The sequence below is a fragment of the Streptomyces sp. NPDC005963 genome, assembly GCF_040638655.1.
GTDB lineage: Bacteria > Actinomycetota > Actinomycetes > Streptomycetales > Streptomycetaceae > Streptomyces.
This window is the reverse complement of record NZ_JBEXVD010000018.1, coordinates 34,665-61,207: the sequence shown is the minus strand read 5'-3', so window position 1 is coordinate 61,207 and position 26,543 is coordinate 34,665. Positions and strand designations below refer to the sequence as shown.

Annotated in this window: 22 protein-coding genes, 1 tRNA gene and 1 pseudogene; 9 read left to right on the top strand and 15 right to left on the bottom strand. The window is 68.2% G+C overall.

Annotated elements, in window-relative coordinates:
* Positions 1 to 292: 292 nt before the first annotated feature.
* Positions 293 to 1,162: a hypothetical protein gene (locus ABZ348_RS22845; protein WP_358935830.1), complete on the top strand. Its 870-nt coding sequence runs from the start codon at positions 293 to 295 to the stop codon at positions 1,160 to 1,162.
* Positions 1,163 to 1,212: 50 nt separating this feature from the next.
* On the opposite strand, the gene ABZ348_RS22840 is transcribed toward ABZ348_RS22845, so the two are convergent.
* Complete coding sequence (locus ABZ348_RS22840; protein ID WP_358935828.1) at positions 1,213 to 1,539, bottom strand: hypothetical protein; 327 nt, start codon at positions 1,537 to 1,539, stop codon at positions 1,213 to 1,215.
* Positions 1,540 to 1,638: 99 nt separating this feature from the next.
* Here ABZ348_RS22840 and ABZ348_RS22835 point away from each other — a divergent pair, with 99 nt between their 5' ends.
* A complete protein-coding gene (locus ABZ348_RS22835; RefSeq protein WP_329020001.1) occupies positions 1,639 to 1,869 on the top strand; it encodes a DUF4287 domain-containing protein in 231 nt (76 codons plus the stop codon).
* A gap of 93 nt (positions 1,870 to 1,962) precedes the next feature.
* Here ABZ348_RS22835 and ABZ348_RS22830 read toward each other — a convergent pair whose 3' ends face one another.
* Positions 1,963 to 2,850: a Bax inhibitor-1/YccA family protein gene (locus ABZ348_RS22830; RefSeq protein ID WP_358935826.1), complete on the bottom strand. Its 888-nt coding sequence runs from the start codon at positions 2,848 to 2,850 to the stop codon at positions 1,963 to 1,965.
* A 1,015-nt stretch (positions 2,851 to 3,865) separates the two neighbouring features.
* Here ABZ348_RS22830 and ABZ348_RS22825 point away from each other — a divergent pair.
* On the top strand, positions 3,866 to 4,246 hold the full coding sequence (locus ABZ348_RS22825; RefSeq protein WP_358935824.1) for a hypothetical protein: 381 nt from the start codon (positions 3,866 to 3,868) through the stop codon (positions 4,244 to 4,246).
* Positions 4,243 to 4,491, top strand: a complete 249-nt coding sequence (locus tag ABZ348_RS22820) for a type II toxin-antitoxin system RelE/ParE family toxin (protein WP_358935822.1) — start codon at positions 4,243 to 4,245, stop codon at positions 4,489 to 4,491. Before ABZ348_RS22825 ends, ABZ348_RS22820 begins: the two co-directional genes overlap by 4 nt.
* A gap of 744 nt (positions 4,492 to 5,235) precedes the next feature.
* Here the strand turns inward: ABZ348_RS22820 and ABZ348_RS22815 are convergent.
* The 6 genes from ABZ348_RS22815 to ABZ348_RS22790 form a co-directional block, all read right to left on the bottom strand.
* On the bottom strand, positions 5,236 to 5,598 hold the full coding sequence (locus ABZ348_RS22815) for a MazG-like family protein (RefSeq protein ID WP_358935820.1): 363 nt from the start codon (positions 5,596 to 5,598) through the stop codon (positions 5,236 to 5,238).
* Between the two features lie 26 nt (positions 5,599 to 5,624).
* Entirely contained in the window at positions 5,625 to 6,431 is an 807-nt protein-coding gene (locus tag ABZ348_RS22810; RefSeq protein WP_358935818.1) for an endonuclease/exonuclease/phosphatase family protein, read from the bottom strand.
* The gene (gene tmk / locus ABZ348_RS22805; protein ID WP_358935816.1) at positions 6,432 to 7,058 is read right to left on the bottom strand and encodes a dTMP kinase; all 627 of its coding nucleotides are present in this window, start codon (positions 7,056 to 7,058) and stop codon (positions 6,432 to 6,434) included.
* Positions 7,055 to 8,479 (bottom strand): radical SAM protein, encoded by a 1,425-nt coding sequence (locus tag ABZ348_RS22800; RefSeq protein ID WP_358935814.1) that lies wholly within the window; start codon positions 8,477 to 8,479, stop codon positions 7,055 to 7,057. The genes tmk and ABZ348_RS22800 overlap by 4 nt, the downstream gene beginning before the upstream one ends.
* Positions 8,480 to 9,428: 949 nt before the next feature.
* Positions 9,429 to 9,899, bottom strand: a complete 471-nt coding sequence (locus tag ABZ348_RS22795) for a hypothetical protein (RefSeq protein ID WP_358935812.1) — start codon at positions 9,897 to 9,899, stop codon at positions 9,429 to 9,431.
* Positions 9,896 to 10,366 carry an ATP-binding protein gene (locus ABZ348_RS22790; protein WP_358935965.1) on the bottom strand — a complete coding sequence of 157 codons (471 nt, stop codon included), beginning with the start codon at positions 10,364 to 10,366 and terminating at the stop codon, positions 9,896 to 9,898. The genes ABZ348_RS22795 and ABZ348_RS22790 overlap by 4 nt, the downstream gene beginning before the upstream one ends.
* A 547-nt stretch (positions 10,367 to 10,913) precedes the next feature.
* Between ABZ348_RS22790 and ABZ348_RS22785 the strand changes: the two genes are divergently transcribed.
* The 3 genes and pseudogenes from ABZ348_RS22785 to ABZ348_RS22775 all read left to right on the top strand — a co-directional run.
* Complete coding sequence (locus ABZ348_RS22785) at positions 10,914 to 12,212, top strand: hypothetical protein (RefSeq protein WP_358935810.1); 1,299 nt, start codon at positions 10,914 to 10,916, stop codon at positions 12,210 to 12,212.
* Between the two features lie 10 nt (positions 12,213 to 12,222).
* Entirely contained in the window at positions 12,223 to 12,786 is a 564-nt protein-coding gene (locus tag ABZ348_RS22780; protein WP_358935808.1) for a GNAT family N-acetyltransferase, read from the top strand.
* A 63-nt stretch (positions 12,787 to 12,849) separates the two neighbouring features.
* Positions 12,850 to 13,050: pseudogene (locus ABZ348_RS22775) on the top strand (NUDIX hydrolase); the annotation flags it as partial.
* A 1,693-nt stretch (positions 13,051 to 14,743) separates the two neighbouring features.
* Here ABZ348_RS22775 and ABZ348_RS22770 read toward each other — a convergent pair.
* Positions 14,744 to 14,825 (bottom strand) — tRNA-Leu (locus ABZ348_RS22770).
* A gap of 561 nt (positions 14,826 to 15,386) precedes the next feature.
* Between ABZ348_RS22770 and ABZ348_RS22765 the strand changes: the two genes are divergently transcribed.
* Together ABZ348_RS22765 and ABZ348_RS22760 are read left to right on the top strand one after the other, a co-directional pair.
* Positions 15,387 to 16,157, top strand: coding sequence for an ABC transporter ATP-binding protein (locus ABZ348_RS22765; RefSeq protein WP_358935806.1), 771 nt, complete (start codon positions 15,387 to 15,389; stop codon positions 16,155 to 16,157).
* Between the two features lie 49 nt (positions 16,158 to 16,206).
* On the top strand, positions 16,207 to 18,753 hold the full coding sequence (locus ABZ348_RS22760; RefSeq protein ID WP_358935804.1) for an FtsX-like permease family protein: 2,547 nt from the start codon (positions 16,207 to 16,209) through the stop codon (positions 18,751 to 18,753).
* A gap of 85 nt (positions 18,754 to 18,838) precedes the next feature.
* Here the strand turns inward: ABZ348_RS22760 and ABZ348_RS22755 are convergent, their stop codons facing one another.
* From ABZ348_RS22755 to eno, 6 genes are all read right to left on the bottom strand, one after another.
* Entirely contained in the window at positions 18,839 to 20,257 is a 1,419-nt protein-coding gene (locus ABZ348_RS22755) for a cyclopropane-fatty-acyl-phospholipid synthase family protein (RefSeq protein WP_358935802.1), read from the bottom strand.
* Between the two features lie 422 nt (positions 20,258 to 20,679).
* Complete coding sequence (locus tag ABZ348_RS22750) at positions 20,680 to 22,065, bottom strand: NAD(P)/FAD-dependent oxidoreductase (RefSeq protein WP_329020016.1); 1,386 nt, start codon at positions 22,063 to 22,065, stop codon at positions 20,680 to 20,682.
* Positions 22,066 to 22,398: 333 nt separating this feature from the next.
* Positions 22,399 to 23,313 (bottom strand): Ppx/GppA phosphatase family protein, encoded by a 915-nt coding sequence (locus ABZ348_RS22745; protein ID WP_358935800.1) that lies wholly within the window; start codon positions 23,311 to 23,313, stop codon positions 22,399 to 22,401.
* A 70-nt stretch (positions 23,314 to 23,383) separates the two neighbouring features.
* Positions 23,384 to 23,917, bottom strand: a complete 534-nt coding sequence (locus ABZ348_RS22740) for a DUF501 domain-containing protein (RefSeq protein ID WP_358935798.1) — start codon at positions 23,915 to 23,917, stop codon at positions 23,384 to 23,386.
* Positions 23,918 to 24,034: 117 nt separating this feature from the next.
* The gene (locus tag ABZ348_RS22735) at positions 24,035 to 24,505 is read right to left on the bottom strand and encodes a septum formation initiator family protein (protein WP_329020025.1); all 471 of its coding nucleotides are present in this window, start codon (positions 24,503 to 24,505) and stop codon (positions 24,035 to 24,037) included.
* A gap of 297 nt (positions 24,506 to 24,802) precedes the next feature.
* Positions 24,803 to 26,089, bottom strand: coding sequence for a phosphopyruvate hydratase (gene eno, locus ABZ348_RS22730; protein WP_358935796.1), 1,287 nt, complete (start codon positions 26,087 to 26,089; stop codon positions 24,803 to 24,805).
* Positions 26,090 to 26,543: the final 454 nt, after the last annotated feature.

Here is a 26,543-nt window from a genome sequence, read left to right as displayed (position 1 = left end):
CCCGGAGGACCGCTTCTGACCACTTCTGACCACTGTGCGACAGCCAGTAGTCGGGTCGATTGCCACCGCGTGCCACCACCTTGGCACCCAGGGCCAACTCGTGACCGAAACTGCCCCAGGATGTGACCTACGCCCCGCACGGCCCATATAACCGCAGGTCAAACCTGTTTGGCAGTAAACACCGGGCCAAAAGACCTGTCCAATTTGTGACGTAATGCACTGACAGCTTGGCCAGACCCGTCGCAAGCTGAGGTAGGAAGTCGGGGGTGTCGACGAAAACGGGAGTACGTCAGTGAGCGCCTTGTCTCTTGCCCTGCTGCTGACCACGGCCGCCGCAACGGTCGTGGGTGCCGCTGCCCTGCACGCCGCCCACGGGCTTCGCCGGCAGGTCACGGCCCTTCGCACCGAACTGTCCGACCTCCATCGCGTCGGCACCGAGCACCCCGTCGCCGTCGTGCCCCAGGCACGCGCGACGCCCGTCGCCGAGATCCGGGCAGCGGTCGCGGAAGCCCTCGCCGAGGAGCGCGAACGGGAGCTCGCCGAGGCCCGCGCCTTCTGGGCCGCCCAGGAGTCCCGTGACGCCGCGGACGCGCCCGCCCTCGCGGGCGACGCTCCCGCGCCCCTGGCGAGCGGTCTGGGCGCACCCGGTGACGAACTGCCGTTCTACGTTCCCCGGCAGAGCGACTTCATCGGCCTGGAGGCCCTGGACCTGGAGGCGATCGAAGCCGTTCAGGACGATCTGGTCGAGTTCGCCGACCTCCCCGAGGTGACCGAGTTCGCCGAGGACTCGCCCGAGCTGGCCGCCGCCCGCCGCCGCCACCCCTCCCACCCGGACTTCGTCCCCGTACAGACGCCGGTCGTCACCGACCACGAGCGGACCGTGGAGCGCCTGGAGCAGCTCGCCTCGGCCCGAACCGAACTGGCGGACGTACGGCCGGGGCCGCTCGGCACGCTCGACGTGTACGTCTTCACCGATGGCACGACCCTCTGCATGACCCCGGGCCACCGGGAGACCGCGGAGCGCCTCGCCCATGCCCTGCGCTCGGGTGACACACCGATCCTGCTGGGCGGCTCCAGCGTCTCCGGGGCGTACGCCTTGACGTTCATCTGCGGCGAGGAGAGCGTCTACATACTCGCCGACCGCGTCATAGCCTCACTCTGAGTCCATCAGACCCGCCCTCCGGGCGGACGGCACCACCGCGAAGACACTCCTCAGCGGAACGCGCGTTCCGTAGCCTCCCTGACCAAGGTCACGGCCTCGTCCACATCCGCCGAAGGGCGGGACGGGGCCGTTCGCAGTGCCTCGGCGAAATCCGACACGGCCACGAGCAGTTGGTCCGCAACTGCAAAGAGCCCGACGTCCGGCATGGTCCTGGGCTCCTGCTCGGGGGCCTCGATCCGTTGGGCCCGCAGGGACAACTCCCTGGCCAGCGCAAGCGCCTCGGCCGCAGCCCCGCGTTGGAGGCGGCTCTGGGGGGCGACCCTCAGACGGTCGGCGAAGCGGTCGGCGACCGCGGTCAACTCTGTCGTATCCAGCACATCGCGACCCTATGCGCCCGTCCCGGACTGTTGCCAATACGCGAACCCTCAGGCACGGTGTCCGGAAGGAGCACACGCGCAACGCGTCCGGAGGCGCCGATGTCCCAAGTCTTCTCCGAAGAGACCCACCGCAATCTGCTCTCCCGAATCCCTCAATGCACTGGTCGCGAGATCTCCGACTGGCTCCGCACCGTCGAGGAAGGCCCCTCCCTCTTCCGTTTCGAGGAGAAGGTCAGCTGGCTCCGGGGCGAACACGATCTCGCGTACGGCCACGCCAAGGCGATCATCCACGAGTACGACCTGAGGCGTGCCGCCCGCAGACTGCTGTAACCGTCCCCCGGCGGTTCGTCCCGACGACCCCTTGTCCCCCCGACATGCGGAAGGGCCCGCAGGCAGCGCCTGCGGGCCCTCTCGTACGACGTGTTAGTCGTTGCCCTGAAGGATCGACAGGAGACGCAGCATCTCCAGGTAGATCCAGACGAGGGTCAGGGTGAGGCCGAAGGCCGCCAGCCATGACTCCTCGCGCGGCGCACCGTAGGTGAGCCCGTCCTCGACCTGCTTGAAGTCGAGGGCGAGGAAGCACGCGCCGAGGATGATGCCGATGACGCCGAAGAGGATGCCGAGGCCGCCACTGCGGAAGCCGAGGCCGTCTCCACCGCCGATCAGGGCGAACAGCAGGTTCACCGCCATCAGGATCATGAAGCCCATCGCCGCGGCCATGACGAAGCCGTAGAAGCGACGGTTGACCCGGATCCAGCGCATCTTGTAGGCGATGAGCACGCCGGCGAAGACCGCCATCGTGCCCAGGACCGCCTGCGGGACGACACCCGCACTGATGTAGGTGCTGACCGCGCTGGAGATGACTCCGAGGAAGACGCCCTCGAACGCGGCGTAGCTCAGGATCAGCGCCGGAACCGGCTTGCTCTTGAAGGCCTGGACGAGTGCCAGGACCATCGCGATGAGCGCGGCGCCGATGGCGATGCCGTACGACTTGCCGATGCTGTCCTGGTCGACCGGAAGCAGGAACCAGGAGAGGGCTGCGGTGACCACGACCGTGCCGAGCGTCATCGCGGTGCGCGAGACGACGTCGTCGATGGTCATCACGTTGGAACGGGCGGGGGTCTGCTGGTCCCCGCCGAGCTGGGTGTCAGCCGGTGCGTACGGGTTGGTCGCGTACGGGTTGCCGGTGCCCTCGGCGTAGGGGTTGGTCGCTACGGCGGGGCCCCCGGCCTGCGGCTGCGCGTTGAAGCCCGCATAGCCGTTGTCGCGGCTGAACCCCCGTCGCGAGAAGACCGGGTTACTGCTCCTCATCTCACTCCTCCATGGCCACCCTGCGCGGCCTTGCGTCAAGAGTAATGCGGGTGCAAAGAAAGCACCCTAATGCTCCAGGAGGATCTTTCCCGATCGTGACCCACACAACAGGCGATTCCCGGCATTTCGCCCGCACTCGGAGGTGTGGCGGGCCGTGCACCCATCGGGGGTGCCGCGGATCACTCTGATCACTTCGGACGCCCCGATCACTTCGGACGCCCAGACGATCGCCACGGGAGAGGGAAGCGAGCACGGGGATGGCGGGAGCGTCCAGCAGCCGATGGCCGACGAGCCGACAGTCGGCGTCCCGGCCCATCCGAAGATCGGGACGACGGAAGCGGGGCAGCGGGGAAGCGGAGCAGCGGGGGCGAAGGAATGGAGCGAGGAGGAAGGGAAGGAAGAGGGGAAGCAGAGGACATTCGGGCGGGGCGTCTGGGCAGTGGAAATCAAGCCAACTTCGCCCCGGGCGCCCTCACGGGTACGACGGTGAGGGTCGCACCCTCCGGGCAACCCGCCCCCACGACCCGCGAGGGATGACCGAGCGCACTGGAAGGCGACCAGCCGACGACCAGTCGATGTCGAAATCACTCGAACGTGTGACCTCAGCGAGTCAATGGAGGTCAAGGATTCAACCACTCCGGGTCGAGATTCGACTCCGGAGAGTGCCCGGAGCCGGACTCGAACCGGCACGGCCCGCCGCATCGTCACAGGTCAGGGCGTTGACCTGCGACGCCTCTCCAGAAACAGCCCCATCCACGCCCGATTAGGCCCGATTAGGGGCAACGAGCCGGTACCCCGTGCGCCAGTTGGCGCACGGCTGGCGCACAGGCGAAAAGTGCCTGGTAGATCGCCCCTCACGCCGCTGAACGCGCCGCTCCGTGGCCCGCCCGCACCCCCCGGAGAGCCGGCCGGATCCAGGTGGCCGGAACGCGTCACCGCACCCGGTTCACCCGGTGGATGCATCCGTGCGGGGCGTCCTTGTCGGCCCGTTCCGCGCTGTGCCACGGTGATGCGCATGGACCCTGCACAGCTCCACGGCCACGTCCGCAGAGGACCGGTGGACACCCTTTCCATCGCCGACGCATCCCGACAACTCGACGCGGTCACCCGCTACGTAGCTCAAGCCCGGGAAGCCCTCACCCGACGTGAAGAGGAAGGCAACTTCCCCGCCCTCGACGCCGAAAAGGCGCTGGCCTTCGCCCACGAGGCCGAGTCGCTATCGCTGACCGACGATTCCGGCGAGACCGTCGCGGTGATCATCTCCCCGGCCGTCCTCGAAGTGCTGGAAGACGCCCTCGGGCTCCTCCAAGGCCAAATGAACCAGCTGCGCGGCATCACATCCACAACGACCACCGAGGAACTACGGGATGAGCTGAACGGACGGATGGCCTCATGAGCCGAATCGTTTGGGAGGTCGCGGCCAAGAACAACCTTGCCCGGTACCGCAAGGATGACCCCGCCGGCGTCGACCAGGTACTCGACAGCGTCAACCTGCTAGGGAGCAACCCCCGCCCCTCCGGGGCACGGGACTGCGGCGAAGGCAAGTACCGGATGCACGTCGGGCGCTATCGGGTCTGGTACACGATCAGGCAGAACCAGCCGGTCGTGATCGCCATCGACCTCGTCGGCCGCATCCCGTAACCCCCGTTTCGTCCCAGACGAGAGCGAGTCAGCCAGCTCCAGGCGTCGGGCCGCGCCCCCTGACCCGTTTCCTGACCACCGATACCCACCCGCTGCTAGGCTCCGGCGCCATGCCTCCCACCGCCGCAGCAGCAAACCACCCCCGCACTCCCGCTGCGCCCCGGACGAGAGGCACCGCCCTACGGCCGGCCCGGATGCCCGATGACGACCTCATCGAAGACGCAATGATCCGAGGCGTCTCCTATGAGGGGACTCTTCGCCGGCCAGCGCCTAGAGCTGGTGGAGGTCGAGCCGCGTACGGGACGCCGGCATCAGGATCGAGCCGTAGATCAGGCCGCCGCCGATTCGATGCAGGGCTCGCAAACGACTCGCGAGTAGAGGAATGCGAGACTCCTGAAGGTGCTCTCGGCGCATCCGAAGAGGGCCAACCCGGCGTCGTTACCGCACTCCAGACAGATTCGTTCAGCGGCGCGGTCCTTGGAGCATGACAGGCAGTTGAACTCATCCGGGTGCTCGGCGTGGACCACAACAGGTTGAGCGCCTCCGTCGGCGAGGTGCGGGCAGATCTTGGCCTCCCCTGCCTCAACCACCGCGCAAACGTAGGCCGACGTATCCCGCTGCCATCGGGGGGCCTGCTCGACCCGTGTGGAAGCGCCCTTCCCGCCGCCTCTCTGTTCCAGCCATGCCGCAGCGTCGGCACCCGCCGCACGAAGCTGGTCGTCGAGAGCGACCAATCCCGGGTGATCAGGCATCAGCGCCGGGCGCTCCTGACCGGACGGGCGACAGAACCCGGTCGACGAGATGTTGCAGACGGGCGTCAAGCAGTTCGGGTGCGTCCGGCGCGCATGTCGCCAGGGCCACCATGCTCGTCACAATGACGTCGCACAGCTCTTTGCTGACGTCATCCCAGGTGTGCGACTTGCCCTTCCTGGGGTTGGCGCCGAGTGCTCCGTGGAGCGCTTCGACGGTCTCGCCGAACTCCTCGCCGATCTTGAGCACACGCCACAGCTCGACGGACCCCTCAGTGGCCGGGGTGAGTTCCGAGTCCAGCCACGCGCGCAGCAACTCGACGCGTTCCCACGTCCCGGAAGGTTCGGTGTTCGTCATCAGGTGTTCTCCTCCGGAGGTGGACATCAGAAAAGGGCCGACACGGACGCTCCCGGGACGGTAACCGCGAGCGGTTCTGTCGCGGTGACGGCTAGGCCCACTGAGAGGGCTGAGTGGTCGGTCAGCCGGGGCGGCGCAGCGGTACGTGGTTCGTGGACGTAGGTGCAGGTGCGGAGGGCATCGTGTAGCCCGGTCGAGATGTGGGCGTGGTCGTAGCGGTATCCGTCGCCGGTCTTCCCGACCCAGGAGTATTCCGGCGCATCGGGGTGGAGGTGACGGAAGGCGTCTGTGTATCCGAGGCCGCTAAGCCCGGTGTAGAAGTCGTACTCGAACGGCTGGAAGAACCGGTACCGGGGGGTGTGGTCCGGCTCCAGGACGTTGAGGTCGCCCATCACCAGCCGTGCACCCGCGTGGCCGGTCGGTAGTGCGCTTGCGAGTTCTTCAAGGAACCGCCGCTTGCGTTCCCTCTTGGTCTCGGTGGCGTCCCGGGAGGGCACATAGGCACCGATCACGTTGAGCGGCCCCTCCTCGGTGTCGACCGTGACCGCGACTGCCCGGTGCGGCAGGTACTCCAACGTCAGAGGGAAGGGATGCATGGCCAGACGGGACACGATCATCACGCCCCGCTCACGCGCCTCCCGCGACGGCAGCGGAAACGTGACGTGATAGCCGGCCCCCTCGAACTCGTTGGCCAGGTATCCGCATCCCGCGCTGTTCGCCGTCTCCGTCAGCACCAGGACGTGCTCGGGGCGGGCCGCCAGGTAGGCAAGCTGCCTCTCCGCGCGCTCCCGGGAGGGGTTGTTGAGGTTGAACGTCAGTACGTTCAGTGGCATCTATCTGTGATCTTTCATGAGACGGGTGATGGCAGCCACGACCGGGCGGGCGGCCTCGCTCGGCGGGATCGTCGCCTCTACAGCAAGGACTGGCGCCCCTCGGTCCCGGAGGTACCTACCGGCCTCGATGAAGTAGCCGAGTTCGATCAGCCGAGTGTCATCCTCTACCTCGAATCGGCTGTGCAACGCCCCGCGGGTCGCAAGTCGTTCCGCCAGTACCTCGGGAGGCGCGGTCAGCATCACCGTCAGATCCGGTTGGATGACTCCTTCGTTGAGGAGCCAGATGAAATCGCGGTCAACGCCGTCCATGCACTGGAGGGCCAGGGAGCTGGCAATGTACCGGTCGCAGACGACCACCTTCCCCCGGTCCAGGGCCGGCTGGATCTCCTCCGCGTGCTGGTACCGGCCGGCCGCTACGAGGCACGCGAGTGCCATTCCCCTGTACTCGTCCGTGCCATGGCGTGCGAGGTCCCCCAAAGGGGTGTCCGTCGGCTCTCTCGTGGCGAGGACCGGCACCCCCTGCTCGGCCAGCAACCCGGCCACGGCGGCTGTGACGGTGGACTTCCCCACGCCGCCCGGCCCTTCGACGGCGACCAACAATCCCGGTCGGCCCGTGCGTTCGGTCATGAGACACCTACCACGGGCAGCATCCGCGTCCGCTTCGGCACGATGGGGCACTGCTCGGTGTCGACGGCGCCGATCCGCTGCCCGGACGCGACCACGGCGGCCGGACAGCCCTTCCCGCAGGAGCCCGACAGTGAGCAGGCACCGCAGGTGGGGTTCGCGCCGACGGTCCAGTGATCGCTGAACTTCCCGTACGCATCCAGCCGCGCGGCGATGTCGTCGTGCTCCCAGACGTTGCCGACGAGGAAGTCCGTGTCCGGGTGCTGGCTGACCTTCGCCCTGGCCGCGAACACCAGGTACGGGCAGACCGCTACGGCGCCGTCGGTGAACACGTAGATGATGCTGCCAGCCTCACAGCCGGCGAGGGGCTGATCGTCATTCGGGAAGCGGATGTGCACGACATCCAGGTCTTCCGCCGCAGCGGCCACGGTCGCGGCCCGGATGTGCCGCATGTGGTCGTCCGGACGGGCCAGTGTGCGCTGCGAGTTCTCCCCGCGCCCCATGGGGCCCAGCGGATTCATCAGGACGTAGGTGGCGCCTTGCTCTTGGGCGAAGCGCACCAGTTCCTCGTACTCATGGTCTTGAGCCAGATTGTTCGGCGTGCACAGCAACCCCTGGAGGATGCCAGCCTGGGCAAACCGCCGAATCGTCTCAGCGGTCTCCGTGAATGACCCCAGTCGGCCGCGGAAGCGGCTGTGCGAGTCCTCAGAGAAGCCATCCATGCTCACGTTCATGTGTGCGTCCATGTCGGCCAGGGCGGCGATCTGTTCGTCAGTCACCATGGTGGCGTTGGTGCACACACCGACGCCCATGCCGGCCTGGCGAAAAGCGTCGGCGATCTCGATGAGGTCGGGGTGCATGAACGGCTCGCCGCCGGTGAGGGTCACCCGCGTGACACGGGCTTGGGCGAGCTGCGGAATCAACCGGACATGGACCTGGTCCAGGGGCATGTAGTTGCCGCGTTTCGTCGCACTGACAAAGCAATGCGCGCACTTCTCGTTGCACGGCTCGCAGATCTGGATGAGCGCTTTGCGGTAGGGGCTGTCGACGGTGGTTCGGAAGTAGCAGGACGCCGCCTGTCCGGCAGTGTTGATTAAGCGGGCAGTCACAACAGTCTCCATGGTTGAGTCCGGCCCCGGACAGGGGCGGGGTGTGGCCGCTTCCGCCGTCACAGCGGAGCGGCAGCCCGTCATCAGTGCTGGCAGAGCCCTGGACCAGCGCCGGAGGAACCCGAGATGACGGGCAGTCAGTGAGCGATAGCCACGCGCCAGTGGCGAGCGGCCCGGGCGGGGACTGCGCCGTTCGGACAGCGCCGGTACTGCACGGCCGGCCGCCACAGCACCCGTACGCACGTCTCCGCCTACGGCGGCCACCACACGGGCGAAGCCGACTGCGCCGCCAACGTTCCCCGAAGCGTGGGCCATTGACGCTCCGCCTGCTTCAGCACGCGGCGTAGCGCCTCGCGCTCCGCAGAAGCGGGTGACTGTTGGCCGAAGTGCGGCCTGGCCGGTTCCGAGCCAAACCAGGCACACCGCGGCGGCCAGGGCCGTGCCTCGAGCTGGCGCCAGACGAGGAGTTCTTCGTGTGCTTGGAGGGTCGGTACGCGATGCGGGCCTGCGGGCGGCTTGGAAACCCAGGGCGCGCAGGCGCTCCATGATGTCCGACGTACGGTGCGTCCAGTGCTCCTCGGCACCCGCGGGGACATGTCCGGTACCGCCATCGCGCCTGTACATCTTGTCCGGGTACCAGCGCACGACAGCACATTGGGTCGCATCGGGCGGCCATGCCTCCTCCGGCACGGAGAGCGTCTGGCACCAGCCGGTCCCTTCGGGCAGCGTGCGGTAGGAGATCCCGTCACGGCGGGTCGTGGTCGGGGTGAGCCCGAGGCCCCGGAGCTGCCGTTCCACATCCAGCGCGTGGCGATCGCAACTTCCACGAGGTTCCATATCGGTTCCGGTCATAAGTTTCCAGTCGAGAACACAAGAAGGGAGAATGAATGGCTACTGATAGGCAACATAAGCAAGGACGGTCATGAATGCCGCCTGCTCCCGTACTCCGGAAGCCGTTGCAGCTAAGCGCCCGCAAAGTGCTCGATATCGTCTGCTGCCTGCCCCCTCCCCCGGGAACAGGAGCTCTCGGAACGGCCCGACGAAACGGAAGGAGATTTGGGCACTTCATCAAAACGTCCCATAGTGAGATACAGGGAAAGAAAGGTGATCAAGGCAAGATGGAGGCGTCAAGGGCCTGGGGACGGGCTCTATCGAGTAGGGGTGTGGTCGCTCTGCCAGATATAGCAGGAAGGCATCAATTCAGCCCGGCAAGGCGGGTAGAGAGGCGCCGCAGAAGGTCATTCAGCGCGGAGAAGGAAAGCGCTTATGGTGCTCGCTGAGGAAGGGCGGCCACGGAATCCCAAATGAGCCCGCCCGGCTCGTGAGATTGCCAGGGCCGGGCCGTGAACTCGTATCGACCTGCCCAGTCAGCGACTTCCAAGGAGAAGGGCTGACCAGCCTTAAGATTCTGCACGATCGGGCGCCGAGCGTCCTCGTCCGCGACCCATGCCCGAAGCGTGGTCGGCGCGTCGCCGAGGTCAAGGTCGAGGGTGAGCCGAGCGTCAATGGAGATGAGGGCGGCCGACCACGGAACATCGGGCTCGAGGTCCAGGCCGTTGGCAATGCGCACCGCCTGCACACATAGCCACCGCATCGCCCGCGCCGCATACGGAGTCACGAACACTCCGAGGATGTCCCTCTCGGGGGGATAGTGGGCAATCACCTGGGCCCAGTACAGGAAGCACTCCTCGGAACCCGTGCTGCTCGATGCCGGGCGACGTGCGAGCCCGCTCATTGCGCCTCGGTAAAGACAGCCCACACGGACTTGCCGTGGGTCAGGACATCGAAGCCCCACCGGCCGTCGCAAAGAGCAGCCACAAGCTTTAGACCACGACCGGATTCGGCTTGGTCATCAGCGCTTCGGTCTGTGGACATAGCCCTCGGGTCATCATCCGTCACGACCAACCGCACAGAAGCCCTGTCCTGCCTCGTAACAGTTACCCGCACCCGAGGGCCCGACGCGTGCATGAAAGCGTTCGCAACCAGCTCGGAAACGACAAGTTGAGCCGCGTCCCTAGCGCCCTCCAAGCCCCAGGCACTCAGTGCCGAGGACGCGAGCCGTCGCGCGCTGCGCGCAGACTCAGGCACTCTCGGCAGGGTCTCGGCATAACTGACCGCGACCGCCGTGAGGGCGCTCGTTCGACCTGCCGCATGGTGGGACTCGCGCAGCACCTCCTGGCCCAGGGTGACCAGAACGATCATCCTGTGGGGCGGGCAGAGCTCGCCAGGACCGCAGGGAGGGAACATCCACCACGGGCGGCCCTCGGCCGGTGTGATGGAGCGGAGTGCCTGCTCGGGTAGGCGCAGCTCGGCGAGTGCGCCGCGCAGAGCGTTCGCTGCCGAGGCGGCACGGGCCCACGCAGGCCGCCACGTCTGCATATCCACCACAATCACCGGCCCTTCGCGGCGCAGCGAGGACAGCGGCACGGCGGATACGCCGAGGTCGTCACCAGGGTCGGCGAGGTCTGCGGACCGCTGGGGGTGTCCACCACGACCTCGGGTGACACGGAATAGCGAGACCTGTCCGGCCTCACTCCATACACACGCATCGTCATCACAGGTGCCCCCTGGTGTCGGCTTGTCCCTCCACAGAACCAGCGTCTCCCAGGCGGAATCGACGCCAGCGCGATGTAAGAACGATGCAAGTCCGGCCACGACGGGTGATCGAGCCCTGTTCCCGGGGCATGAAGCAGGGCAGGGGCGGTACGGTCACCGCACCCGTCATCCCGTGGACTGTCCCGGAGCCCGCATGGCTGACCGCCGCAATCCCCCCAACGCGCAGTTGCGCGCTGTCCGCGTGGGCGAATTCCAGATGAGCCGGCAGGAGTTCGCGAAGCTCGTCGTGGCCACGGGCGAGGAACTGGGCGAGCGCGTCGGCTGCACGTCGCGACTGGTGGCTGCATGGGAGGACGGGGAGGTCGTCTGCCCGCGAGCGGTCTATCGGCGGATCCTCACCCAGCTCACCGGACGAACCATGGCGCAGCTCGGATTCCACCTCGCCGCCCCCACAGCGATCGCCCGATCAACCGTCGCACCGTCGGAGTATGAGGAGTTGCCCGTGAACCGCCGCGACTTCCTCCTCGACGGCGCCCTGTCTCTGGTCCCCCTCGGCGCGCTGCCCTCGGAGCGGCCCAGCCGGATCGGGGCCGCCGCCGTCCAGGCCGTCGACGATGCGGTGACCACCATCTATGGCCACGACCACGACCACGGCTCAGCCGCGCTGCGCCGGGGAGCGGCCGAGGCCCTTCACACTGCCTACGGCTGGCTACAGGAGAGCAGCTACAGCCACGACACGGAGCGCAAGCTGCGCTCCGCGACCGGGCATCTGAGCATCGCGGCCGGATGGCTCGCCTACGACTCTGGCCGCGCCGCTGATGCCCGCTCCCTCTACGGGGAGGCCCTGGCCGCAGCACGGATTGCCGACGATTTCGGCTTGGAGGGGCACGCGTTCGGCTGTCTGTCCCTGCTGGCCAAGGCGTCCGGGCGGCCCCGCGAGGCGATCAGCTCCGCCCAGGGCGCGCAGAGCGCCGTGCGCCGGTTCGGATCGCCGCGGATGCTCAGCCTGTTCGCCATGCGGGAAGCCGGCGGGTGGGCCCTACTCGGGGACCACAGCGCCGCAGACAAGGCGATCGTGCGCGCGCACCACCTCTACGCCCAGGGGCCGGCCGAACCCGACCCGGGATGGCTGGAGTTCTTCACGCCCGCCGAACTCGCCGGGCTGGAAGCCCTGGCTCGCGCGGACCTGGACCAGCACGAGCGTGCCGCCGCCGGGGCCGAACAGGCCGTCCTTCTCCACGGCGATGCGTTCGCCCGGAACAGGGCCTTGTACACCGCGGACATCGCCATCCAACATGCGGTGAGGGCACGTCCCGACCCCGAGGCGGCAGCCGAGGCGGCCGGACGCGTCCTCGCGTACCTTCCTGGGGTGCGCTCCGACCGGCTACTGAAGCAGTTGCACAATGTCGAGAGCGCGCTCCAGCGGCATGCCGCCGTCCCTGCGGTCGCCGACTGGCTGGAAGAGTACCGCGCCACCACCGGCATCAGCTGAGGAGGAATCGGTGACCACCAGCACCGACATGGTGATCCGCACCTACGGGCCCGGCAAGGTCCCGCCGATGCTCGACGTCGTCGCCGACATCTGGGCGGACGCGCACCCCGAGCTGGTCGACAACCCCGGCGCCGAGGCCCAGGGCCTGTCCGTACCCGCGCTCCACCGTCAGATCACCGGGCACCTCAAGCACCAGGGGTTCGCCCTCGTTGTCGCCTACGCGGGCGGGACCGCGGTCGGCTTCGGGTACGCGTTCCCGTGCACCGCGGCGTACTGGTTCGGCCCCGATCTTGTCGACCGGGTCCCCGAAGCGGCACGGACCGAGCGGCTGATGGGCCTGTGTGAACTCGCCGTCCGCCCACCATGGCAGTCCCGAGGCATCGGCACCCGGATACACGGCGAGCTACTTAGGTCCATCGCCCCACGCTGGTCATCACTCCTCGCGCTGCCATCCAACCGGCACGGCCACCATCTCTACGCCCGCCTCGGCTACCAGTACGCCGGCCCCTACCGGAACACCGCAGATGGCCCGGAGTTCGACCTACTGCTACTGCGCGTGGGGACTGACGCCTGAAGGCTGACCGGACCGTCACATCCCGCTGGGAATATGCCGCCCTCCGTCGCAGGTGAGGCATTCGACGGTCTCGCCTACGCACGCCATCACATCTACTGGTCGGATCAAGCCACCTACATCGGCCACCCGGAAGACGACTTCGAATCATCCCGCCGCGAGTGGGTGCCCCTGAAGGACGTCCCCGCACTCATCGCCCGCGGTGAAGTCCCCGCCGCGAACATGGCAGCCGCGCTCCTCATGTTTCACCACCTGCGCAGTGGCTGAGCAGCGGCCCCGCCCGCCGGTATCGAGGGGGCGGGCGGCTTCGAGCCAAACCCGCCCGGTCACGCTGCACCATATCCATGGGCGACCGCGGTGGCGGCAGCAGTAGGGCTGGTCCACCCCAGCCAGTAGACGTAGGCGGCCAACTGACACCAGTTCAACGGCGTCCATGCGCGTACAGCCTGCCGTAGGGCGCGCTCCGGTGGCATCGCGGGTGCGAGCAAGCCGGCGCGTATGATCCGCCGGCGGCTATCGAACTCCCTAGGGCCCCGATCGAAGCCGGCCTGGATGACTGTGACATTGCGTCGCTTCGGGCTCCCCGACGTTGCCACCGTGCGAGGCACGCTCATCGATGTCTACGCCGAGGTGTATGCAGACCGACTCGACGACCCCTTCACGTCCCTGGACCGGTTCCAGGACCGACTCCAAGGTCACATTTCCCGACCCGGGTGGACTGCGGTAGTCGGCTACGACGGCGACCAGCCGGTGGGCTACGCCTACGCGGCGGCGCTTCCTGAATCCACCCGCTGGTGGTCGGGGCTAGCCAAGCACGAGACGACAGAGACCGGTACGCGCGATGTTGGCCCTCTTCGAGTTGATGGTCCGCGCACCCTGGAGAAAGACCGGCGCCGCGCAGAGCATCCACGAAGAACTCCTGCACAGCCGTTCGGAGGAGCGCGTCACGCTGATGGTCGAGCCACGCAAGCCCGGCGTACGACGACTCTACGAGCAGTGGGGATATGCGCGCGTAGGCGACCTACAGCCGTTCCCGGACTCCCCGACACTCGAGCTGACCTCGTACCGGATGACGGCGATACTGCCGATCGCCGCGTCCCGTCGGTCCCGGGAGGTCCCGACCGGGCTGGAGCCGCAGCCGTACGGATCGCGGGCAAGGGCGACGCCGGCGTCGAATTGTTTGCGCGCTACGGCCGGGCACGCGGAACGCCCGGCTGCGGCCGGGCTTTCCGCCGAAGACTCCGCCACCGCACAAGCGGCCACCGTCCCCACCGCCTCCAGAGACTCCGGTCACGCCGGGTCCCCCCGCTGCCCTCACCTGGGAGCGGGGCCGGACCATCGTGGCAAACCGTCGAGGCGCGGGCTGGTCAATGGAGTCCCGACCATGGGCGGAGACGAAAGCGGTGGAGCGCGTAGTAGATCAACCCAAGCGGTGGACCCTCAATGCACCCCGTCACTTGAATGACGTAGTCCGTGAGTTGATGCGAACGGTTCTTCGCGACGGTGGCCGCCGCGTGGGCCTGCACTTGGGTGAGCAGAACCGTCAGATCCTCGCCCTCGTCCTGAGCCACCAGGCCGGGCGGGAGTCAGCCCTCGATCCCGTTCTCTCACGTCTCCAGGAACTCGGCGTAGTGAGCTGCGGAACGGAGGCCAGCACCGAAGGGCGCCAGGTTTGGGCTGTAGTCGACTGTTCGGCCCGATAGCCACCGCGGCGTACTCCCTGTTCGACATGACATGGCGGCATACCGTCCCGGCCCCGTCGAGCACAGCCACCAGGTAGTGGCCCGAGCCGACGATCAGCCATCGGGACAACTGTGCACGGTGCAGTCGCAAGCGAGTGAAAGAGCGAGTACCACCCCAACGACCGGCCGGGCATCGAAATCACTCGAACGTGTGACCTCAGCGAGTCAATGGAGGTCAAGGATTCAACCACTCCGGGTCGAGATTCGACTCCGGAGAGTGCCCGGAGCCGGACTCGAACCGGCACGGCCCGAAGGCCAGCGAGGTTTAAGCTCGCCGTGTCTGCATTCCACCATCCGGGCCAGGTGCGCGGCTCCGCGTAAGCACAGGAGCCTATCCGGGTAGATCGATACGCCCGGTGCCCCCCTGGCCCGATGTTGTCTTATTTTATTGCCGCTTGAGGGTGCGTCAGCCCAGGTGAAGGGAGATCCTGACGGCGCCATCCCAACAGGTGGGCACACATGCGTTGACACGTGATTGACGGAAATTCGCCGCAACTGCCACTGGTTCGACCTCTTACCCACCGAGTCGACCCAGCCGGGCGGCATCCGCCTCCGAGTCACCCTCGTCACACCGGCCCCGTCGCGTGCACTTCCCCTATATCACTCAGCGGAATGCCGAGCCGTCCGACCGCCTCTGAGGAGCCATGACAGGGAGCGAGAACGGACGCCCGCCCTCCGGTCCGCGGGCTCATTCCCCCTCAGGGGCGCCGTCATACCAGAGGAGGACGACCGTCCTCCTCAGTCCGCCCAAAGAGGGCCCCGGGAACGGGCACGGGGGCTGACGATCGGCTCGAAGAGGGCAACCAGGATGGAACACGTCCCCAGCAAGCCTCACAGCCGACGTGACAGGAGCCCCTCCTCGTGACCACCACGCCCATCGCACACCGCGCCACCGCCGTGGCCGCCCGCGCCACGGATCTGTCCAAGGTGTACGGACAGGGCGAGACCCAGGTGGTCGCGCTCGACCGAGTCACCGTGGACTTCCGCCAGGCCGAGTTCACCGCCATCATGGGCCCGTCCGGCTCCGGCAAGTCCACGCTGATGCACTGCGTCGCAGGTCTCGACACCTTTAGCTCGGGCTCCGTGCGCATCGGCGACACCGAACTCGGCACCCTCAAGGACAAGCAGCTCACGCAGCTGCGCCGGGACAAGATCGGCTTCATCTTCCAGGCGTTCAACCTGCTGCCGACGCTGACGGCCCTGGAGAACATCACACTCCCGATGGACATCGCCGGCCGCAAGCCCGACAAGCAGTGGCTGGAAACCGTCATCGACATGGTGGGTCTGCGGGACCGTCTCAGCCACCGCCCCACCCAGCTCTCCGGCGGCCAGCAGCAGCGCGTCGCCGTCGCTCGTGCCCTCGCCTCCCAGCCGGACATCATCTTCGGTGACGAGCCCACCGGAAACCTGGACTCCCGTTCCGGTGCCGAGGTCCTCGGCTTCCTCCGCAACTCGGTGCGCGAACTCGGCCAGACCGTTGTCATGGTCACCCACGACCCGGTGGCCGCCTCCTACTCCGACCGCGTGATCTTCCTGGCCGACGGCCGGATCGTGAACGAGATGCTGCACCCCACCGCGGACGGCGTCCTCGACCAGATGAAGGCATTCGACGCCAAGGGCCGGACCAGCTGACCATCGGCCGCCCCGTCGACCTCCGGCTCTCACCACAGGACTGACTGACATGTTCCGTACCGCCTTGCGCAATGTGCTCGCGCACAAAGCCAGATTGCTGATGACAGCGCTCGCCGTGATGCTCGGCGTCGCCTTCGTCTCGGGCACCCTGGTGTTCACCGACACCCTCGGCAACGCCTTCAGCAAGCAGTCGGCCAAGAGCTACGACGGCATCGCCGTGGTGGCCAACGGCTCCACCTCCGAGATCGGTCCCGGCGCCGAGAAGGAGGAGGGCATCCCGGCCGCCGCCCTCCAGAAGATCAAGGGGCTGGAAGGCGTCACCGACGTCACGGGCCGGGTCTCCGGGTTCGCCGGCGTCGCCGACCCGTCGGGCAAGCTGATCGGCAGCGGCTGGGCCAACAAGGGCGGCAACTACGCCCCCGGCAAGGACGGCAAGGACGCCGCGTACGACTTCACCCAGGGCTCGGGCCCGGCACAGGCCGGACAGATCGCCCTGGACAAGGACACCGCCAGCAAGGGCAAGTACAAGGTCGGCGACTCCGTCCGTGTCGCCACCAACGGGCCGGTGCAGGAGTACAAGCTCTCCGGAATCTTCACCACCGAGGACGGAGCGGTCAACGCGGGCGGCAGTCTGGTCCTGTTCGACACCGCCGTGGCCCAGAAGCTGTATCTGAAGCCCGGCTTCTACCAGGACATCACCGTCAGCGCCCCGACCAGCACCTCGGACACGAAGCTCCTGGCCGAGGTCAAGCCCCTGCTCCCGGAGGGCGCGAGGGCCCAGACGGCGCAGAAGCTGGCCGACCAGGAGGCCAAGGACATCAAGTCCGAGCTGAGCGCGGTCAACAACATGCTGCTCGCCTTCGCGGCCATCGCGCTGTTCGTCGGCACCTTCCTGATCGCCAACACCTTCACCATGCTGGTCGCCCAGCGCACCAAGGAGCTCGCCCTCCTGCGCGCCGTCGGCGCGTCCCGCCGCCAGGTCAAGCGCTCGGTGATCCTCGAAGCACTGGTGGTGGGTCTCCTCTCCTCCGTCGTCGGTTTCGTCCTCGGGCTCGGGCTCGCCGTCGGGCTGCGCTCCGCCATCAGCACCTTCGGCGCGAAGCTCCCCAACGGCCCCTTGGTCGTCTCCCCCACGGCCGTGCTCGCCGCGCTCGCCGTCGGTGTGCTGATCACCGTCCTCGCCGCCTGGCTGCCCGCCCGCCGCGCTGCGAAGATCGCCCCGGTCGCCGCCATGAGCAGTGTGCACGCGGTGGCCTCGACCAAGTCCCTGGTCGTACGGAACACCATCGGCAGCATCATCACCGCGGCCGGTGCGGCAGCGATCCTCGCCGGTGCTTCGACCGGTGGCAACGACGGTCGGCTGATGATCGGCGCCGGTGCGTTCCTCACCCTCATCGGGGTCATCATCCTGATCCCGCTGCTGTCCCGTCCGATGATCGCGGTGGTCAAGCCGCTGCTCCAGCGGCTGTTCGGGGTCTCCGGCAAGCTCGCGGGACAGAACGCGGTCCGCAACCCCCGCCGTACCGGTGCCACGGCTTCCGCACTGGCGATCGGTCTCACCCTGGTCACCGGTCTGACCGTCATCGGTGTCACGCTGGGCCAGGCCATCGACCGGATGACCACGGACAACGTCCGCGGTGACTACATGGTGAGCATGGCCAACGGCGGCTCCATGGACCGTTCGGCGCTCGAAGCGCTCCAGCGGGCCAAGGGCGTGGAGGCCGTCACTCCGCAGCAGGCGATGGACATGGAGGTCAAGGGCGAGGACCGGGCCGTCTCCGCGGTCACCCCGGGTGACGTCGAGAAGGTCTTCACCATGAAGACCATCTCGGGCTCGCTGTCCACCCTCGCCGAAGGACAGGTCGCCGTCGCCGAGACGGTCGCGAAGGACAACGGCTGGAAGGCCGGTGACTCCCTCCCCGTCAAGATCGGTGACGGCGAGCCCCGCAAGTCGCTGAACCTGACGATCGGCGCGGTCTACAAGAACAACGAGTTCCTCTCGCCGTTCGTCGTCTCGACCGCGTTGGCCGACCCCCACTACGAGAAGCCCTACATCTCCGAGATCTGGTTGAAGATGGACGGCGGCGAGACCAAGGCCAATGAGCAGGCCCTGGTGGACGCGCTCGGCGACAACCCCGGCATGAACGTCATGGACCGTCAGGACATCCGCAATATGTTCGGCGGAATGATCAACACCATGCTGTACATGATGTACGGACTGTTGGGCATGGCCCTGATCATCGCGGTCCTCGGAGTGGTCAACACCCTGGCGATGTCGGTCTTCGAGCGTCAGCAGGAGATCGGCATGTTGCGGGCGATCGGTCTGGACCGGGCGAAGGTCAAGCGCATGATCCGTCTGGAGGCCATCGTGATCTCGGTCTTCGGCGCGGTGATCGGAGTCGTCCTGGGCTCGTTCCTGGCCTGGGCGATCGGCGAGACGTTCAAGAGCAGCATCCCGAACTACGAGCTGGTCATCCCGATGGACCGCATCGGTCTGTTCCTGCTGCTGGCCGGTGTGGTCGGCGTGCTGGCCGCCCTCTGGCCGGCCCGCAGCGCCGCCCGCCTGAACATGCTGACGGCGATCAAGACGGAGTAGTCACCGCCGCATCCCGGGCCCCGCGCTGCCGAGCAACCGTGCTCGGCGGCGCGGGGCCTTTCGGTGACGTCCCGCGCGGGCCCGTTCAGTTCCAGGTACGGCTGCGCAGCGGCACGTCCGACGTACCGTCCGGGCGGGTCCGCACCGCCAGGATCTGGTTGACGCCGATCCTGTTGCGCTCGAACGACAGTGCGCTCGCGGCCATGTAGAGCCGCCAAACCCTCGCCCGAGCCGGCGAGGTGAGACGGACCGCCGTCGGCCAGTGCTCCTCCAGATTGGCCACCCAACGGCGGAGCGTGAGGCCGTAGTGCTCACGGATGGACTCCACGTCCCGCACCTCGAAGCCCGCTTCCTCCAGCGTGCCGACCGTACGGCCGAGGGGTGCCAGCTCACCGTCCGGGAAGACGTACCGGTCGATGAAGTCGTCGAGTCGATAGGCCGACTCATCGCCCTCGGGACGACGGGCGATCTGGTGGTTCAGCAACCGCCCGCCCGGGGCGAGCAGGGCGTGGAGCCGGTCGGCGTACTCGCGGTAGCGGGCGGCACCGACGTGCTCGGCCATCCCGATCGAGGAGATCGCGTCGAACGGCCCGTCCCTGACGTCCCGGTAGTCCTGGACGCGGATCTCGATGCGGTCGGTGAGACCGGCTTCCGCGATGCGCTTGCGGGCGTACGCGGCCTGTTCCCGGGAGAGCGTGATGCCGATGACCCGGACGCCGTACTCACGGGCCGCGTGCAGCGCCAGCGAGCCCCAACCGCAGCCGACGTCGAGCAGCCGTTGGCCCTCCGTCAGACCGAGCTTGCGGCAGACCAGGTCGAGCTTGTCGCGCTGGGCGTCCTCCAATGTCTCCGGGACGGCACCGCCGGGGCCGGACGGGCCGGACTTCCAGTAGGCGCAGGAGTAGACCATGGACGGGCCGAGGACGAGTTCGTAGAACGGGTTGCCGACGTCGTAGTGGTGACTGATGGCCTGGCGGTCGCGGTACTTGGTGTGGAGCGGGCCGTGGCGGCGGCGGACCTCTTCGACGGGCGGTGCAGGCGGGGGCAGCGGTCCGCCCCAGCGGATGAGGGTGCGGGCGGCCGAGCGGATCGAGGGGTCGAGCAGGAAGCGAAGGCGGCTGTCGACGGCGGTGGTGGTGCGCCGTGTGGCCCGCGCCAGCCGGCCCACCGGGCCGGTCGGCTGAGCCCCCGGTCGGGGTCTCGCGTCCGTCCCCCGACCCGTCGGGGCATCCGGTTTCCGGTCCCAGAGGAACCCGGACAGCTGATCGAGAACGGTGTAGAGATCGCCTTCCACCTCGATGTCCCCGGCCACCCAGGCCCGTGCCAATCCCAGCTCACCGGGCCGCCACAGCAGCCGGCGCAGGGCCCTGCGGTGCCGTACGACGAGCACCGGCCCGCCGGGCGGTCCCGACTCCGACCCGTCCCAGGCCCGGATGCGGACGGGAAAGCGCGTGCCGAGCAACTCCTCGGCAAGGGCGGTCAACCGCTGTGCGGCGTCGGCCATGGTGTGACCTCCGTGGTGGGGTGCTGCCTGCGTGCGTACCACTGCTCGTTCCGTCGCATCGACGACGTGTGCCGATGCGCGTACCGACGACGTGTGCCGATGCGCATCACCGACGACACCCATCGGTGATGCACATCGATGACACGTACTGATCGGTGAACAACGCACGCACTGTGGGTGCTTCCCACCGCGGGGGCGCTCCCGCACGGATCGGGCCGCGCGCCCCTCGGTCGGCGGTGTGGATCCACCGCCTCGAACGGGTGCCCAAGGGCCCGGGGCGCCGCTCCCGGGGAGCCTTGGGCACCACTTCACGCAGGCGTGGTGCGGGGTACGGGGCGGTGGAGCGCGGGCATGGCGAAGGGCCGCCCGCACCACGGATGGCGGACGGCCCTTCGGTCAGGTACTGCGGGTGAACGGCGAGGTCAGGAAGCCTTCGCCTTCTCGGGGGCGGGCGCCGCCTGTGCGGCGACCGGGGTGGGCTTGGCGGCCTCGTAGAACTCCTCGCGCGGCGTCTCGATCGCACCGAGCGAGACCACTTCGCGCTTGAGGAACATCGCCAGCGTCCAGTCGGCGAAGACCCGGATCTTGCGGTTCCAGGTCGGCATGGCCAGACCGTGGTAGCCACGGTGCATGTACCACGCCAGCCGGCCGCGGAGCTTGATCTTCACCTTGCCCACGACGATCATCGCAACGCCCTTGTGGAGGCCGAGGCCCGCCACCGCGCCCTTGTTGGCGTGGCTGTACTCCTTCTGCGGGAAGCCCCGCATCCCGGAGATCACGTTGTCGCCGAGGACCTTGGCCTGGCGCAGCGCGTGCTGGGCGTTCGGCGGGCACCAGGCGTTCTCGACGCCGGCCTTGCGGGCGGCGACGTCGGGCACCTGGGCGTTGTCACCGGCGGCCCAGGCGTAGTCGAGGCCCTGCACCTGGAGGCAGGTGGAGGTGTCGACGTGTCCACGGGGGCCGAGGGGCAGGCCGTAGCGGGCGAGTGCCGGGTTGGGCTTCACACCGGCGGTCCACACGATGGTGTTGGAGTCGACCTCAAGGCCGTTCTTGAGCACCACGTGGCCGTCCACGCAGGAGTCCATCGAGGTCTGGAGGTAGATCTCGATGCCGCGGCCTTCGAGGTGCTCCTTGCCGTACTTGCCGAGCTTGGGCCCGACCTCGGGAAGGATCTTGTCCGCGGCGTCGACCAGCACGAAGCGCATGTCTTCGCGCTTCACGTTGGAGTAGTACTTGGCGGCGTCCCGCGCCAGGTCCTCGACCTCGCCGATGGTCTCCGCGCCGGCGAATCCGCCGCCGACGAAGACGAAGGTGAGCGCCTTGCGGCGGACCTCTTCATCGGTGGTGGAGTCGGCCTTGTCGAGCTGCTCAAGCACGTGGTTGCGCAGGCCGATGGCCTCTTCGATGCCCTTCATGCCGATGCCCTGCTCGGCGAGGCCGGGGATCGGGAAGGTGCGGGAGATCGCACCGAGCGCTACCACCAGGTAGTCGAAGGGCAGCTCGTACGCCTCGCCGACCAGCGGCGAGATCGTGGCTACCTTGCGGTCCTGGTCGATGGTGGTGACACGTCCGGTGAGCACTTCGGCCTTGGGCAGCACGCGTCGCAGCGGTACGACGACGTGCCGCGGCGAAATGCTGCCGGCAGCTGCTTCGGGCAGGAAGGGCTGGTACGTCATGTAAGAGCGCGGGTCGACGACCGTGACGGTCGCCTCGCCGTACCGCATCTTCTTGAGAATGCGGCGCGCCGCATACAGACCTACGTACCCCCCGCCAACTACGAGGATCCTGGGACGCTCCGTGGTGCTCATGCCATCGAGTATCCACCCCACCGACATGGGGTGCTCGTGAGCCCCTTCACAAGGAGTAGGTCCACCTCTGCTACACTGCGCGCCCCCGTGATCGAGGTCATGCACCTTCCAGGGAACCACAGCACCTTGGTGATCGTTGGGAACCGCCTGTGAGCTGGCCCTTAAAGCCGGGCGGCCAAGAAACCACTGAGCTGGTTCATCTGACGGAAACACCCCCTCCGAGGGCCGCCACCTTCCATTCGAGGCCCAACAGCCCCTCAGAGGCGGCTTTTCGGCCGTCAACCGCGCCCATCAGGACCCTTTTCCTTGTGAAGAACTTCACGAACTTCATTTCTAGGCGACCGACCAGGCGATCCCATCGAGGATGTCGTGCTCGCTGACCACCACTTCTTCGGCCCCGATGCGCTCCATGATGGCCAGCAGCACACAGGCGCCGGCGACGATGACGTCCACGCGCCCCGGGTGCATCACGGGGATCGCCGCCCGCTCGTCGTGGGTGGCGTCGATCAGCTTCTGGACGATGGTCCGCACCTGCTCCACGGGGATCCGCGCGTGGTGGATCGCGGTGGAGTCGTAGGCGTCCAGGCCCAGCGCGATGCCGGCGACCGTCGTCACCGAGCCGGCCAGGCCCACGAGGGTGCGCGCACCCCGGAGCGGTACGGTCCGCTCCGCGAGGTCGAGCGCCGCTTCGATATCGGCCCGGACCGCCGCGATCTCCACCGGGGCCGGCGGGTCGCTGCGTACGTGCCGCTCGGTCAGCCGCACACAGCCGATGTCCACCGACCGGGCGGCCTCGACCCGCTCCCGGCCGATGACGAACTCCGTCGATCCACCGCCGATGTCCACCACCAGCCGCTCCTCGTGCCCGGGGAGCTCCTTCGTCGCGCCGGTGAAGGAGAACTCGGCCTCCTGGTCACCGCTGATGACCTCCGGCTCCACGCCGAGGACATCCAGCACCCCGCGCACGAACTCGTCCCTGTTCTCGGCGTCCCTGGATGCCGAGGTGGCCACGAAGCGCAGCCGCTCCGCGCCATGCTCCTCGATCACCGCCGCGTACTCGCGGCAGGCGGCGAAGGTGCGCTCCAAGGCCTCGGGCGCCAGCCTGCCGGTGCGGTCGACGCCCTGACCGAGCCGGACGATGGTCATCCGACGGTCGAGCTCCACCAACTGCCCGGTGGCGGGGTCCGCATCGGCGACGAGCAGACGGATGGAGTTGGTACCGCAGTCGATCGCGGCGACGCGGGTCATACGGGCTCCTCGGAGGATCTGAAGGAATCCAGAAAGATCTATGGAATGGGGTCGAGCCGGAGGGGAGGGTTCAGCCGGCTTCCGGGGGTGCGCAGGGCGTGACGCACGGTCCCTTGCGCCACCACTCGGGCAGCAGGGCGATCGTCTCGTCCCCGAGCGGGTTCACCCCGGGGCCCGCCGCGAGCGAATGCCCCACCAGGACGTGAAGGCACTTCACCCGGTCCGGCATGCCGCCGGCGCTGGGGAAGCCCTGGAGCACCTCGATGGCGTCGCGGCGCCGGATGTAGTCGTCGTGGGCCGCGCGGTAGGAGGCCGCGAGTTCGGGGTCGCTCTCCAGCCGCTCGGTCATCTCCTTCATCACGCCGTTCGCCTCCAGCGTGCCGATGGCGGATGCGGCCCGCGGGCAGGTCAGGTAGTACAGCGTCGGGAAGGGGGTGCCGTCGGGCAGCCGGGGTGCGGTCTCGACGACATCGGGTTGGCCGCAGGGGCAGCGGTGCGCGATGGTGCGCAGTCCGCGCGGCGGCCGGCCGAGCTGCTCCTTGAACGCGGCGATGTCCGCGTCGGTGGGCTCGGTCGGGTCGGTGTGGGGAGGAGGGGTTTCCATGCCTGCCTTGGATCTAACGGTTCTTCGGTCTCACGGGTTGGACGATCTCGGGGTGAGCGTTGCAGCAACGGACGCGTCCGGGGGCGCCGCGACGTACCAGGTTCGCAGATGCCCGCGTCAGCCGCGGTCCGCGGAGTCGACGCCGTCCCAGACGTTGGAGTACCAGGGCCGGTCGGCGGCGTCGTCCCGGCCGCGTTCCTGCTCGGCGTTCTCGGGGTCGATCATCGTGTATCCCCGCTCCCCCGGCAGCACATAGTGCAGGTGCTCCCGGGCGAGACGCCGGATGTACGCGTCGTCCTGGAGGCGCGCCTTCTCGTCCCGCAGGCGTTCGACGTGCTGCTCGGCCTCGGCCATGCGGTCGCGCTGGTCGGACATGTCGCCGCGCTGGGACACGTACTGGCGCATGGGATAGGCCAGGGCGACGATCAACGAGCAGACCACGAGGGCGAGGAAGGCCGCCCGCCCGGTGAGCCGGGACCTGCGGGCCTGCCGCTTGGTCTGGGAGCGGTAGACGCGGGCGGCGGTCTGCTCGCCGAGCAGCCGCAGTCTGGTCGCGGTGGAGAACCGGTCTCGATTCTTCCCGGCCATGTCGTCCCGCCTCCCCTGCTCCGTGACCCGTGTCGTACGGCTGCCGCCCGGACGCGTCCGCCGTACGGAATCGCCCGTTCCGTACGACGGGTGCGTACGGAGGTGGTGGGCGGCGCCGTCGGGTGCCGCCGGGGTCTGTGGGCCCGCCATGTGCCTACGTCCCCGGACACGGTACGGGACCGTGGCCGGGGACGTAGGGAGACTGGCGGGGCAGCGACCGATCCGGCCGCTGCCCACGACCGACGACACCTCAGCGTGCCTCAACCCGTGCGGCGGGGCTGAGGTCGCCGCAGGCGATCAGTCCTTGAAGCGGGGGAACGCGCTGCGCCCGGCGTACACCGCGGCGTCGTCGAGGATCTCCTCGATGCGCAGCAGCTGGTTGTACTTGGCGACGCGCTCGGAACGGGCCGGGGCGCCGGTCTTGATCTGACCGCAGTTGGTGGCTACGGCCAGGTCGGCGATGGTCACGTCCTCGGTCTCACCGGAGCGGTGGGACATCATGCACTTGAAGCCGTTGCGCTGGGCCAGCTCCACGGCGTCCAGCGTCTCGGTCAGCGAACCGATCTGGTTCACCTTGACCAGGAGGGCGTTCGCGGCGGCCTCGTCGATGCCGCGGGACAGTCGCTCCGGGTTGGTGACGAACAGGTCGTCGCCGACGATCTGCACCTTGGTGCCGAGCTTCTCGGTGAGGACCTTCCAGCCCTCCCAGTCGTCCTCGAACAGCGGGTCCTCGATGGAGACCAGCGGGTAGGAGGCGACGAGCTCCTCGTAGTACTCGGTCATCTCGGCGGCCGAGCGGGACTTGCCCTCGAACTCGTACTTGCCGTCCTTGTAGAACTCGGACGCGGCGACGTCGAGCGCGAGCGCGATGTCCTTGCCGGGCGCGTAGCCGGCTTCCTTGACGGCCTCAAGGATGAGGTCGAGCGCGGCCCGGTTGGAGTCGAGGTTCGGCGCGAAACCGCCCTCGTCGCCCAGGCCGGTGGACAGGCCCTTCTGCTTCAGGACCTTCTTGAGCGTGTGGTAGACCTCGGTGCCCCAGCGCAGCGCCTCCGAGAAGGACTCGGCACCGATCGGGGCGATCATGAACTCCTGGATGTCCACGTTGGAGTCGGCGTGCGAGCCGCCGTTCAGGATGTTCATCATCGGAACGGGCAGCAGGTGCGCGTTCGGGCCGCCCAGGTAACGGAAGAGCGGCAGGTCGGACGCCTCGGACGCGGCGTGGGCCACGGCCAGGGACACGCCGAGGATGGCGTTGGCGCCGAGCGAGGACTTGTCCGGGGTGGCGTCGAGGTCGAACATCGCCTGGTCGATCAGGCGCTGCTCGGTGGCGTCGTACCCGACCAGCTCGGGGCCGATCTGCTCGATGACGGCGAGGACGGCCTTTTCGACGCCCTTGCCCAGGTAGCGGTTCTGGTCGCCGTCGCGAAGCTCAAGAGCCTCGAACGCGCCGGTGGAGGCGCCGGACGGAACGGCAGCACGACCCGTGCTGCCGTCGTCGAGGCCAACCTCGACCTCGACGGTGGGGTTGCCTCGGGAGTCCAGGATTTCCCGGGCTACGACGACGTCGATGGACGGCACGAGCATCTCCTTCTGGGATGTGACGCGTGGGGTGCAGGGTCTCTTTGGCCTTGCGGCATGAGCCTAACCGCCGTGCGGGTGCCGTTCGTCGGATGCCCGCCCCCTGGGACGAAAAAGGGCCCTGATACGCCGGACTACCATCGGGTAGCGGGCGGGGCACTGCTGTTGTCGGCACGGTGCGGACTGCGTGCCAGGCCCGCGCGTGCGGCACGGACGGAGAAACCCCGGGCCGGCGCACATGGGGGGATGTGCACCGACCCGGGGTGGTTCGGGCCCCGGGGGGAAGGGGCCGAAGGCAGTTCACCGGGGTTGCTTCGGGCGTGGGGGCGGGTGGCCAGGAGAAGGAAGCCGACCCGGCTCGACGGCACTCGGCGAACTGCCGGGGTCCGCGGCGCCGATCCCGGGGGGAGGGGGATCGGCACGGAATCCGGGGCCCTCGTGCTCGGCGGCTCCACCGAAG